This window comes from Bacteroides sp. 90-K9/2 (assembly GCF_047310725.1).
GTDB classification, from domain to species: domain Bacteria; phylum Bacteroidota; class Bacteroidia; order Bacteroidales; family Bacteroidaceae; genus Bacteroides; species Bacteroides vicugnae.
In genome coordinates this window covers 72,554-87,061 of sequence record NZ_JBCGVL010000011.1, presented here as the reverse complement: position 1 = coordinate 87,061, position 14,508 = coordinate 72,554, and the positions used below count along the sequence as shown (strand labels likewise).

6 protein-coding genes are annotated in these 14,508 nt (G+C 42.2%); all 6 read left to right on the top strand.

Annotated features, from left to right (window positions below; genetic code table 11):
- Positions 1-128 precede the first annotated feature (128 nt).
- Positions 129-2,714 carry a hypothetical protein gene (locus AAHJ11_RS19550; RefSeq protein WP_320974927.1) on the top strand — a complete coding sequence of 862 codons (2,586 nt, stop codon included), beginning with the start codon at positions 129-131 and terminating at the stop codon, positions 2,712-2,714.
- 456 nt (positions 2,715-3,170) lie between these two features.
- On the top strand, positions 3,171-6,449 hold the full coding sequence (locus AAHJ11_RS19545) for a SusC/RagA family TonB-linked outer membrane protein (protein WP_148364649.1): 3,279 nt from the start codon (positions 3,171-3,173) through the stop codon (positions 6,447-6,449).
- Positions 6,450-6,460: 11 nt separating this feature from the next.
- Positions 6,461-8,449 carry a SusD/RagB family nutrient-binding outer membrane lipoprotein gene (locus tag AAHJ11_RS19540; RefSeq protein WP_148364648.1) on the top strand — a complete coding sequence of 663 codons (1,989 nt, stop codon included), beginning with the start codon at positions 6,461-6,463 and terminating at the stop codon, positions 8,447-8,449.
- A 22-nt stretch (positions 8,450-8,471) separates the two neighbouring features.
- Positions 8,472-9,833, top strand: coding sequence for a glycoside hydrolase family 99-like domain-containing protein (locus AAHJ11_RS19535; protein ID WP_148364647.1), 1,362 nt, complete (start codon positions 8,472-8,474; stop codon positions 9,831-9,833).
- Positions 9,834-9,862: 29 nt separating this feature from the next.
- Complete coding sequence (locus AAHJ11_RS19530) at positions 9,863-11,692, top strand: DUF5010 domain-containing protein (protein WP_320979115.1); 1,830 nt, start codon at positions 9,863-9,865, stop codon at positions 11,690-11,692.
- A gap of 44 nt (positions 11,693-11,736) precedes the next feature.
- Entirely contained in the window at positions 11,737-14,442 is a 2,706-nt protein-coding gene (locus AAHJ11_RS19525) for a hypothetical protein (RefSeq protein WP_195649710.1), read from the top strand.
- The last annotated feature ends 66 nt before the right edge of the window (positions 14,443-14,508 follow it).

Genomic DNA, 14,508 nt, shown 5'->3' with positions numbered 1-14,508 from the left:
CTTCATATTTCATTAAACGTATGATCGTAATAACAAACGGTAGTTTGAAAGTATTGCCTTATAAATAAATTCTGATTCTTGGGGATATCATACAGTTTTTTGTATTTTTGCACTATAAATAAAGTACTATGAAATATCAACTACAAATTTTGCTCTTCGTCCTGCTTTGCATGGTAGGTAAAGTGGACGCATCTTCTTTGTATGATTATGGACTTTCTCTCAAATCCCATGCAGTAGCTGGAATTGAGAGAACAACCTTGTACTTGGATGATAACCAACCTTTCTCTATAAAAAACGATTTCACGATTTCTTTTCAAATGTATGTACGTGTCAATGAGCATGACTTCGGCTCTATTCTCCATCTGCATACAAACACCAATCAATATATCCGTTTTTCATTTGTCGCAGGTGAAGAAAGACATTTTCCAGCGTTGGTTCTCAATGAAGGCATCATCAACATTAACAGCCCCATAGAACGAGAAAAATGGCTGGATGTTTCTTTGCACTTGCGTTTGAAGGATAATGTCATAGAAATAGATTACGATAACAAGAAAATATCAGCTATGGCTCCCTTACAAGGAGTGAAAAGTGTTACCGCTTTATTCGGACAAATGCAAAACTATCTGGCAGATGTAGCTCCAATAAATCTTAGAAATATAACCATCATACAAGATGGAAAACAGATACGTGAATGGAAGTTGTGGAAGCATAATGATAATGTCTGTTATGATGAAATAGAAAGAGCTGTGGCACGTGCTGTCCATCCCTTATGGTTAATAGACAATCATATCGAATGGAAACTTGTTCATCAGGCTAAAATTCCGGGAAAACTGAACGTGGCCTTCAATGCCCGTGAGGCCTTATTTTATTTAGTCAAATCCCAATCAATCGAAATCTTAGACGAGAATGGAGTTTTGCAGAACGAAGTGATAGTGCGTGGAGGCTATCCGGCTGTAGAATTCCCCAATCATCTCTTATATGATACTTTAAGCAATAAGCTTGTGTCTTATTATCCCAAGAAAGGCATAATTTCCAGTTTCTCATTTGACACAGAAAAATGGAGTAATGAGATACGCAACACAGAAGAAGCCACCAATTATAATCATGCCAAAACTTTTAATCCGGCAGACTCTTGTTTCTACTTTTTCGGAGGTTATGGTTTCTACCAATACCGCAACGATCTTTACCGGATGAAATCCGGTACTAACAAAGTGGAACAAATAGAATACGAACGTCCCCTCTACCCCCGTTATTCGGCAGCTATGGCTCTAGTGGGCGATGAATTATATATCTTCGGCGGTAGAGGGAACAAGTATGGCAAACAAGAGTTGAGTAGCCATTATTATTGGGGATTATGCTCCATCAATCTGAAAAATAAGCAGTCACGTATAGTCTGGCAACAAAATAATCCCAAAGAAGATGGTACGATAATGGCCTCTTCCATGTATTTCGAGCCATCGGATAGTTCCTTTTATGCTGTTTCGACAAATAAAGGAGGTGTGTTATGGAAGATTTCAATGAAAGATTCCGTCTATACGGAAGTTTCCAAGCCCATTTATAACGAATCAACTTATCAGGATTGTGACTTCAGTCTTTATACTTCTCCGTCACATGGAAAGTTATTCTTAGTATTAGATAAAATACTAAGTAACCACACACATGATGTGGCTATTTACGCCATCAATATGCCTCTCGTAAATGAAATGGATATCCGGCAGTCAACAGTTGAAGAAAGCGCTAACAGCCGATGGCATTTCTATACCGCCGGAGTCTTACTGCTACTTGCATTGGTCGGTTTAGTATTCTACCGTTTCAAATACAGCAGTAAAAAGAAAAAAGCATCTGCAGTCGGGAGGATTATAGAAGAAACTCCTACTGCAACAACTGAAGACAGCCTCAAACAACCAGGAATGTCTGAATCCAGAATCATACCGAAAAAAGAAAGAATACAAGACACGGAATCCGTTTTCACAAAAACGATCAATTATTATGACCGTAGCCGTGCATCTATTTCTTTGTTGGGCTGTTTCAATGTACGCGATAAAAATGGAAATGACATCACATCCAATTTTACCCCCCGTTTGAAACACTTGCTTATTCTGCTGATACTTTATACAGAAAAAAATGCCCAAGGCATCCTAACTTCCAAAACAACGGAAATACTATGGCCGGAAAAAGAAGAAACAGCCGCCCGCAATAACCGTAATGTAAATCTGCGCAAGCTACGGGTATTGTTGGAAAGTATCGGAGATATGGAAGTAATGATAGAAAACAATTTCTTGCGTATAAAATGGGGAACAAATGTTTTTTGCGATTACCACACATTACTTGCATGTACCAAACAATTCGAACAAGTGAAAAGTGAAGAATTGCTCAATAAAATTTTAGAGTTATTGCTATATGGTCCTTTATTACCCAATACCATTGTTGATTGGCTGGACGATTTTAAAGATGCCTATTCCAGTCATTCTATTGACTTATTAAAAAATTTGCTGGATATTGAAATCAGCCGGAATCATCAGGATATGATTATCCGGCTTGCCGACATCATGTTCCTGCATGACCCGCTCAATGAGGAGGCTCTGGCTGCTAAATGTACAGTACTGGCCGCACAAGGGAAAAAAGGTATAGCTCGAAACCTATATGATCGTTTCTGCAAAGAATATCACGACTCGATGGGTGAAAGCTACAAAATCCCATTTGCCGACTTATAAGTCCGGCCGACAATTGCTTCTTAATTAATTATTCTATAAAACAAACCTCCCCCTCTCCTTAAACCACCGATACATATCAAGATGGAGGAAAGAGGGGGAGATTCTATACTTTCTTTATTACAAACGCGAATAATTCCAGTAATATTTTATAGCCCGTTACATTGTTTTCATCCAATACCAAGAAAAACAGCACCTATTTGTGAATGATTATAAGAAAAAAAAGACTTAATTCACATTTAATTGTTTTTTAATTCCCAATTAATCGCGAACACCCCTCTTTTTTTATCGTCTTATAGTTCTTTTGCTGAAAATTAATCTTAAAAAATATAATATTATTATGAAAGAAGAAAGAACACCTTAATCTGATTCGAATGACGAACCTTAAAACGAATTCAGGCTCTCTCATCCGATTAATTCTTAATTTAGTGATTATTCATAAATAAATTCATGAAAAACATGAAACAACGATTTTCTCAGTACATGAGATGCTATGAAAGAAGTCTCATTTTTATTTTAATGCTGTTCAGCGTTTCGGTAGTGCAAGCACAAAACCGGACAGTAAAAGGAACAGTGACCGACACACAAGGTGAGCCTATTATCGGTGCCAATGTAGTGATAGTGGGCGGAACAAAAGGTGTAATAACCGATCTTGATGGCAAGTATTCTATTCAAGTTCCTGAAAACGGTGCTGTATTGAAATTCTCCTATATTGGTTTTAAAACCAAATCATTCAATATAGTAAAAGGAAAGAATGTATTGAATGTGACGTTGGATGAAGATGCTGTAATGTTGGAACAGACAGTAGTAACAGCTATGGACTTACGTCGCGATGAAAAATCTCTGTCTACCGCCTTCCAGAAAATGGACATAGAAGGCATGACCGAAAACCGGGATGCCGGATTTGTAAATATGCTGGCTGGTAAAGTAGCTGGTCTGCAAGTGATATCAAATGGTGCTGCCGGTTCAGCCACAGTACGTATCCGTGGTGCCAATTCCATTTCCGGCAACAACCAACCACTCTACGTAATCGACGGTGTACCTATTATAAATGATGTGACTGGTGGTGAAATCGATTACGGTAACCCTGCTAACAGTATCAATCCCGACGACATTGAAAATATCGTAGTTTTGAAAGGGGCCAACGCATCCGCACTCTACGGTTCGGATGCCGCTAATGGTGCTATATTGATTACGACCAAAAAAGCCGGTCAAAAAAGTGGTCTGGGGATTACGTACTCTACAAATGTACAATTCACAGAATTTTCACAATACCCTATCTATCAGAATATCTATGGCGGTGGGCACATCAACCGTTTTGAAAATAACAAAGCCAACTCATTCAATGGTGACGTAAAGGTTCCTTATGATCCAAATATGCCTTATGGCATCCAACGAATGGAAGGTTACGATAATTCCCGTTCATGGGGTATGCCTATGTTAGGCTTTCAGGTAGTAGGACGCAACGGAGAACTCAAAGCCTATGTTCCTACTCCGGAAAATACAACCTCTATGTACCAGACTGCTTACTCCTGGACAAACAGTGTTTCTATAGAACGGGCCACCGAACATGTCTCTACCCGTATCGGCTTTACCAACCTGCGAAGCGACGACGTACTGGAAGGGTTGAACAAACTTACCCGTAACGCATTCAATGTACGTTCCAATGTGAAGTTGACAAAGTCATTGGATGTCGATCTGAATGGACGCTATACACATGAGCATGTCAACAACCGCTCTTATCGTAACAATTCAGACCGTAACCCTATCTATACACTGATGGATATGCCCCGTGACCTTTCCATACAGGAAATGTATCCTTGGAAAGATGAAAACGGAAAACCGACCGCCCTTCAATTTAAAAGTCCGGTATGGATGCTGAACGAGCTTTCCAACCAAGACAAGAAAGAATGGTTACTGGCCGATGTAACAGTAAACTACAAACTGACCAAAGATCTGAAGCTGCGTTTGAAGGCCGCTCTCGACCTGAATATGAAAGAGGGGTATGAATTCCGCAATATGTACACTCCGGGGGATGCCGACGGATTTTACAAAGAGTTCACAGAGAAAGCTCGTAACTATACTTATGAGGCTATGCTTTCTTACAACAAGACCTGGAAAGACTTCAATATATCCGCCAGCGTGGGTGCCAATTCGCAGGATTTCCTGTTTAAGAAACAAAACTCGGAAGTCGGAACATTGGCTACCTCCGACTTTATTTCTCTTACCAATAATGGCGCCACTATCAAATCATGGCCGGAATATAATGCAAAGAAAAAGCAAGCAATCTATGGAACAGTCAGTGTAGGTTATAAAGATTTCATTTATCTGGATGTTACCGGACGTAACGACTGGTCATCTGCCTTACCTTCTGACAACCGTTCTTATTTCTATTCCTCCTACGGCGTCAGTTTCGTACTGACGGAGTTGGTAAAAAGCATTCCAAAAGATTGGCTATCGTATGCCAAGTTCCGTGGTTCTTATGCCAAAGTAGGTAATGATACCGGTTTCGACCAGTTGCTAAATGGATTCAGTTATAACACTTCTTATCTGGGGGACATGGCGTGGTTCGAAAGTGAAAACAAACGGAAAACCAACACATTGAAACCGGAAAGTACCACTTCATTCGAAACGGGATTAGATCTGCGCTTCCTGCAAGACCGCGCTTCCTTTAGTTTCACTTATTATAATAAGAATACCAAAAACCAAATTTTGACTTCCACCATCAACGGTGTAAGCGGATATGGAGAAGCCTTGTTCAATGCCGGTGAAGTAAAGAACTGGGGATATGAAGTGACATTGGGAGTCGTTCCTTTTAGAAATAAAGATTGGGAATGGAAAGTAGACATCAACTGGGCGAAAAACAACTCAGAAGTAGTTTCACTGGCAAACGGAATGGACTACATGACACTGACTACCGTTCAAAACAGTGTAGAATTACGTATCGTGAAAGGTGAGCCGTTGGTAAGTCTTTATTGCCGTGAGCCATGGAAAACCAATGATGAAGGACAAGTATTGGTGGGAGCCAACGGTCGTCCCCTGTCAGGTGAAGCCAAATTCCTCGCCAGCGTAGAACCGAAATGGACGGGTAGTATCCGTACTTCTCTCCGTTGGAAAGACTTGTCTTTTTCTGCCATGCTCGACATTCGTATGGGTGGACACGTATGGTCGGAGACTGCCTTCCAATCTTCCCGAAATGCACAATCTATCATGTCACTGGGCGGACGTACAGAACATTTATTTGCTGATATGATTCTCAACGAAGGTGACCAGACGGGCTATCTCGGTATTCTGGATTCAAAATATGTACCTTCCGGCAAAAACAACATTTATATGGATGCTTCCCGCCCGAAAGGCATGAATATCCCCGGAGCCGTTTATGACAGTTCCGTACCGGGACTAGCGGGACAGCCTTGCCAGGCATGGATTAAACCAATAGACTATTGGACTAATGATAGTGGCAAAAACGGTGAGCTGTACCTGTATGACGCCTCTTATGTAAAACTGAAAGAGATTTCCTTAGGATATAATATTCCTAAGAATTGGTTAAGAAAGATAGGTTTCATACAATCTATGAGAATTTCAGCCGTAGGCAGAAATGTAGCTATTCTCCACCAGAAAACACCTAAGGGGATAGATCCGGAAGCAACTTCTTCCATGGGAATCCAACAAGGTTTGGAACGAGGTTTCAACTTACCGACTTCCAGTTACGGTTTCGATTTTAAAATAACTTTTTAACAGCGATGACAATGAAAAAGTATTTATATACATTATGTACCGCAGCTCTGTTGGGATTGGCAACATCTTGCGTAGATAGTTTCGACGCAACTAACCAGAACCCCAACAAACTATATCTGGATGAGATTGATATTCAGAAAATATTTCCAGGCACTATCTACAAGTCTCTGGACGTATTATCCGAAATGAATTATAACTATTACGCCTATATGGCACGCTACGTGGTTTCCTGGACCAGCCCGCAAAGTTCAGACAATGTAGGTGACAGATTCTATAACTTCTATAAGAAAGTATTGGGTGATGTAGCTATTATGGAAGATAAATACGCTCAGGACACCGATAGAAATTATTGGGCAATACTGATTACCTGGAAAGCCTACCTCTACTCCGTACTGACAGGCACTTGGGGACCGATACCTATGGACGCAGCTTGTAAAGAGACTTATGGAAACGTATATTACTATAACAGTGAAGCTGAAGCATATATGCAAATCCTCCGTTGGCTGGATCAAGCAGTAGAAACTTTCGACCCGAACGGACCCAAAATGCTGAAAGATCCTTTCTATCCTTCTGCCAGTGGTGACAGTGACATTGAAAAATGGCGTAAATTTGCCAACTCCTTGCGTCTGGACGTGGCTATCCGCATGATGAACATGAAAAAAAGCCCTGAAGCTATCTCTATGGCACGTGAGCAAATTGAAAAAGCGTTGAACGAAACCAACCGCAACTACTTATTCAGCTCCAACAATGACAATGCAGCAGGACGCTATGGTACTGACCCCAATGCCGACGTTTCCTTATATTACAACCGTATCCTGAAAGAATTCGATCTGGGCACCAAGCTGGAGACAGAAATAGGCGGGCTGACTTACCCGGCAATGAACGAATACTTCTTCTGTTATATGCGCTCTTACAAAGATCCCCGTTTGAGCAGATATGCGCAAACATCCCGTATCAATGAAACGGGTGATTACCGTGCCGTAGTAAGAGACTCCCTATGGTCGGAAGCAGAACAGAAATACGTACAAGTTTCATACAGAATACCTTTCCTACCCCGCTTCGAGCTGAAACAAACACCGAGTGGATGGATTGTCGGCAAGGATGAACACAACAACAACCTTCAGAGCCTTTATTCAACCGCTTCCGTAAGTATTGAAGGCTACACATATGCTCTGATTCAGCGCGATTTCATCAAACAGGATGCTATGGTGAAACTGTTGACATGGGCGGACGTAAACTTCATGCTTGCCGAAATCCAATTACGTAAAGATGAATGGGGTGTGAATGTTGCATTGCCGCAGAGTGCTGAACAATATTACTACAACGGTATTACTGCTTCCATGAACGAATATAGTGTTACTGCCGGAATCTCCGAATACATAGAACGTAACGGAGTCAAATGGAACACCAACGGACTGGGATGTCGTGACTACCGTGCCTTCTACAAAGCCGATATCAACGGAAAAGGCGGTTATAAAAACAATCTGGAACAAGTATGGAAACAACGTTACATCGCCGACTACTTCAACGGATTTGCCGGTTGGACACTGGAACGCAGAACACGTGTGATGAAATATCCTCCTATTTTCTATAACGGAACTCCGAACAATTACGGGACCTACGGGGCCAATCAATTCGATCCGGTTCCCGAACGTTTGCAATATCCTACAGACGAACGTAACTGGAACATGAACTATTACCGGGAAGCCTGCCGTATGCTACAATCCACTTCACTGGTACCTCGTTCCGACGGAAACTATAATGATAATTTCTTTACTCCATTGGGTATCGGCGGACCATACAATCAAGAAGGTCTATACGAACGTTGGAAAGGCGGTCAGTTAATGTATAATAACGAAATGGTAGCTCATTGGTATGGAGACACCATTGAAGAATTTGTCGAAAACGTATTGGAAGACTATCCCGAGTATGCTTCCCTACAAGGAGAAGAACGCTTAGCGGCAAGTATCAAGTTTGTACGCATAGAAGATAATAAATAATAAAATAAAAAGAAAGACAGTTATGAAACTAATGAAATACATTACGGGGTGCTCTGCCGCTTTATTACTTCTTGCGGGATGCAACAAAGAAGAGGGTCCGAACATCGATGACTACTTCTTGAACTACGAAATTCCGGAAATTCCTGTCACCGAAGATTATCAGGTTGGCATTTTCTACTACAAAGGGAATGATATTACCACCAGGCCGAACGGTGATCCCAACTTCACCCGCTGGGAGCTTCTGACGCTGACCGATAAGGAATTGAGTGCAAAGAATGACTATAATAACCTGACACCGCAAGTAATGCCCGAATCACAAAAAGACGGCTATTTACAGCCGGATGCAGGAAGTCAAAGTTACCGTATGATTCCAATGATACAACAACACGTGGACGATTGCATCGAAGCTGGGGCAGACTTTATCATTCTGCCCGAAGCAGGAGCAGATTTGGGTAAAGGACCCGGTACCGAAATTAATCAAGGTGACTCTCTGTTCATCACCTTGATGTTGGGACGCTCTGGCAGAGGCGGCAAACGCCTTCCGATGCCACACATGGGACAACCGGGTATAGACTTCGTCGACTTGAAAACGATGAAAATTGTGGTTAGTGTTAACTGGAACAACATCGTCGACCTGCCTCCTACACTATCTTCAACCAATTGTATCGAGACTGCAGCCGGAAAGGTATATGATGGTATCACATACACCCGCCAACAACTGCTGAACAACTTCTTCAGCAAAATCGGCTGTTACTTCTCTGACGACCGCTACTACAAAATCGGTGGCACGCGTCCGGTGGTTTACATTAAAAATAAGACTGGTGAAATCTATGCACAAGAATCCAAAGCCATGTACGATGGCATCCGGAAAGCTGTGAAAGAAGCTACCGGCTACGACATCTACATCATGGTGGAAAGTGCCGATGTATGGTGCAACCAGATGCGTTACCAATACTTTTACATGGAAGGCTGCGTAGACGCTGTAGCCAGCCGTAATATGTACGACCAGTCGGAAATGAGCCGCTCTTATATGTATCCGCAAATGATAGACCAGAACTGGAAGTACAACCGTGAGACTGCATTACCAGCATTTGGCGACGGAAGCATGGAGTTCGTTCCTACTGTTGGTCCGGCTTGGAACAAGCTGGTGCAGGATGGTCGCGGTTCTATCGGTAACTCACCGATTGTAAAAAAAGACCCTGCCACATATCGTACCATGTGTAACGTAGCCAAGATGAATGCCGGACGCAACCGTCTGATTCTGGTTGACTCTTACAACAAATATAATTTCGACTCATTCATCGAGCCGACAGTAGAAAATTATGGCAACGGATATGGAAGAACATATCTGGAAATCACCCGCCAGCAATTCAAGAAGAACTAAAATGTTAACTCTTTAATGATAAAAAGAATATGAGAAATAAATATTGGAAATACATATGTCTGCTAGGTTTGGGGGCTTTCTGCTGGACATGCTCTGATGACAATCCGAATGACGGGCCCGACGGTCCCGGCTCTGAAGGTGGACAGGGAACGGAACAAGAAATTGTACGTTCCTATAAAATAGGTACATTGGCTGGATTCGAAGGCAACTTGCGCCAAAAGATGGACAAGCCGTTCACTGACGTTTCTACTATGCACAACCGTTCATTATTCTGCCGTTACGTAGCTTCTGCTTATCCCGAAGCACAAGATGACAAAGCATATCCCGGTCCAATTACCGAAGCCGACTGGTGGGACAACTTCGTAGAAGAAATCGCTTACAGTGGTCAGGATTATGTTGCCATGAACTGTCGTGGTGAAGCAAATCCTGATATAGACCACGGTCGCCCCGACAAACTCCATGACTTGATGGCAGCTATCAAACGCAAAGGTGTGGAACATGAATTCAAGATCGCTATCTTTGATGATACCCCTGCCTCATGGTCGGCTGCACGCAATGCACATAAAGGATACGGATACGACAACAAACCGTTCAAAAATGGTAGCCGCGTAGAGGGTTCACACTATCCGCTACTCTTCCTCGACCCTGAGAAAGAAGATATGAAAGGTGCAAACAACGATTTCCGCAAAGAGATATATTACTACATCTGGGATGCCAACCTGAAACCATCGTTCGAAAATGTTCCGCGTGACTATTGGTTTGAGATAGACGGACGCCCTGTCATCCTATTCTGGAACCCCAATGGATTCCTACAGGACAGTTATCTTAGCGAACTGATGAAGAAAGACCCGGTAAAGTACAAAAGTACGACCGGACTTGACGAAACGAAATCAGATGCCTATCATGGAAAGTTGAGTTATATTCTGAAGTGTATCAGCGACGACTTCAACACCACATTTGGCGTACGTCCGTTCCTCATCATCCAACGCGAATGGACTGACCGGGACTACTCACTGGTGGACTGCCCCTATCTGGATGGTATTCACAACTGGTTTGCCGTTCCTACAATGGATATGGCAGAGGACGTATATAACGAAAACTTGCTCTACAACACCTATATTTCCGCTTACAACTTCAAAGGTTTCAGCGTAGGCAGCGGATGTCCGGGATTCGTACAAGGTGATCTAGCTCGTCCGAACTGGCAATTTATAGATGCCGACCACGGCCGTTATGCAACCAAGATGATGGAATCTTTCCTATCCAAGAAGCCTGATCTGGTATTCCTTGAAGGATTTACCGACCTTGCAGAAAACGCTGCATGGTGGCGTAGTTCGGACAAGATCTATTACGATTATCCCAACCAGCGCATCAACCTGCTCCGTAAGTATAGCAATCATCCTTTCCCGACCAGACAGAAACTGGAAGCTGAAGCTTGTGACTACTGTTACCAAGGCACTGTTTCCGGCAGCAAGATAGAAACATCTCTGACGGAAGTGGAAATGAACAATGCTCCCGAACAGGGAGTAGTAAAATATTGCAACGACACGAAGTATAATGGTGGTTGGCATACCAACCTCACTTCCGGTGGTCTGAACACACTGAAATGGAAAGAACTCCCTTTCAGAACCGGAAAATCAACTATCCATTTCCGCTATTCCAGCAATGGTGCTGCCAGCGTATGTTGCCAGATTGGCGATACAATGACAAAAAGCGTAAGCCTCCCCGCAACAGGCAGTACATGGAAAGAAGTCGAAATAGCAGTTTATTCTCGCGATGCACGTGGATATGCCGACTTCAACCTGATAGTGACCGAAGGTGACATCAGCCTGAATTATGCAGAGATTATCGCAGAGAAATAAAGAAACAAGAAAAATGAAATATTTATCAAACTAAAAATTTACCTATGATGAACAAAAGAGTATTAAACAGTTTTCTCTATGGAGCACTGTTGTTTTCATTAGGAACAGGAGTTGTTTCCTGTAAGGATTACGACTCGGATATTGAAGGACTGAACAACCGTATCAGCACGGTTGAATCTGACATGGATAGATTCAAAGAAAAGATTGAGGCTGCATTGAACGCCAATCTGACAGTACAGAGCTGGTATCCCAGTGAAGACCAATCACAATACACAATTGTATTAAGCAACGGAGACGAATTATATGTACAGGCTTCCAATAAAGCGACTCCTTTCTACCAGTTCAAGGTGGAAGAAGGTACATGGAGATACACCAAAGACAAAGGTGCAGGCTGGTACAAGGTGTTGACATTCGGCACTGAACAGGAAATCCCCGGAACAGATAAAGACCAGTTATACTACGACAAGAGTAACGGTTACATCTACATCCAAAAAACAGAAGGACTGGTGCAAACCACCATCACAGCTGATAAAGACACTCCGATTCTGGCAGAGAACAAAGAGAATAAGACGCTCTCTGTCTATATCTACGGTGAAAACTATATCCTCCCCGTACAGGGCGGTGGTTTCAGCGGTATCAGCTCTATCCTCTTCCAAAAACAATTTGTTTTTGAGGAAGACGAGTTCCTGGAAGCAGCCAGCTATACTAACAAACTAGGTAAAGTGGTTACTGCCCATACAGCTACCGCCAAGTTCAAGATTCTGCCTAAAGACATCGACTTGTCCGAAGCAGACTTCCAGTGCGCGGATATCCACGAATTGAAACTGACACGTGCGGAAGTGCCTCAACTGTTGGTAAATACCAATAAGAAACTGGACGAAAACGGCCTCCTGACCGTAGAACTGACTCCAAGCAACATGACAGCCCCATACTACGGTGCAGTGTTGGAAATCACATTGGACAAGACCACTACCAGTTCCAATTATTTCGTAGTGAAACCGACTTCTTACAGCGCCAGCAACGGTCTGTTTGCTTATCGTGAAACACGTACGCTTTATCAGGACTCGGAATCTCTGAAATTCATCAGCACCGAAAGTCTCGACCTTGCTAAAACAATAGGCTGGGGATTCGGCGAAAGCGGAGAAGTGAAGTTTGTAGACGAACTGGGATTCGGTGAATTGGCTATTGAAACAACTTATGAGTTGACAGAGAACCCAAATAACACATTCGAAGTAACAGATAAAGGTGTGTTAACCGCTAAAGCTGCCAACAAATCAGGTAAAGTGAAAGTGACTTATACTGTTGCCGAAGAAGAATTCTCTAAAGAAGTATTGATTTACTCACAAGATGAATCGACTGCTAAAAATGGTATTGGACTGACAGGTGTAACAGAACTGTTGAGCAATATCGAAAGTCTTTATAAAGGTACCAAAGTCATCAAAGTGCACAATGCTCAAACCACATTGGAAAATATGGGTGTTACTGCATCTAAAGCATGGAAACTGGGTACTCAACTTAACGGTGGCAGCTGGGAAACAATCCCTATGACTACAAATCTCGCAACGATTACACAAGAAACCGAGTTGGCTAATGGTGAAGTATGTCTTTACTATGATGCGGCTCAAAAGGCTAATTATCTATTGGTAGGTCCTCAAACTGAAGGTATAGATGGTGCTAACCTGTTCGCTATGAATGACGAGGGGACAGACAAAGCAGCTTTCACACTCAATGAAAAAGAAGTGGGATTGTATATAGGTAATGTAACTTCGAAGTACGTAGTAGAAGCTCCGACAAAGAAACCTGAATTGAATATCATGATTTACGGTAAGGCTGGTATCAACAATGAAACACCGTCCATACGTTTGGGCGAAAGATATACAATTCCGGGTGTATATGATGAAACGGAAGGTTATCACTTTACTAATGTGGATCTGCGCAAAACGTTATATAACTTCAAACCTGCCGATGCAGAATTCACCATCACGTTGAACAAAAACGATCAGAATACAAAAGTAAAAGAAAGATGGGATGCCAATAATGTAATATGGGATGCTGCCAATTACACACTCACACTGGTTCGTAACAGCCCGCACATGCAGTTATTCCAGCTTAATTTCAATGACAAGAAGATCAATGAAATGAATGAAGCTGACAACGGCCTCAAGTTCTCGTGGACATTCAATGCCGGAAAGGGAGAGGTGAAATCCGAAGGTAATGAACAGTGGTACATCAAAGACCCTGTACGCCAACCGGGAGAGCATACAATTTACATGGGTAGTGATAAACAACCGAATGCAACAGGAGTTGTAAGCAAAGACTATGAAATTAAAGTTTCTGAAATCACCGGTGATGACACGAAGACAAAAATGGCAGACTTGGAAGTAGGCAAGAAATACTACTTGGGGAACTATTTTAAGAATCATGCTTTCTGGACGAATGGTTGTTCTTGGGACGTATATGGCGGTCCGACCGGTCTTACTGGTACCAAGTTGCCTGTATTGCTGAAATATGACTCTGCCGGAAACAAGATTGTGATGACTGACTATTGCAAGAAATATTTCTGCAAACAAAACTATTCTTTGGTTTTAGAGCCACAAGGAAATGAAACGAGTAGCACATTGGACGTAAACAGCGAAGAACAATCTTTCACATTGAAAATTGTTCCGACCACTACTAACTTCCAATTCAAGTTTACCTTTATCAGCGACTACTCCAGTCAGAATATGTTCTTCAGAATCATCGAAGGATAATTCCGGAACCTATTCATAATAGAGTATCGTTATGATATTGAACAAAAACTAATCTATAAATAGCCA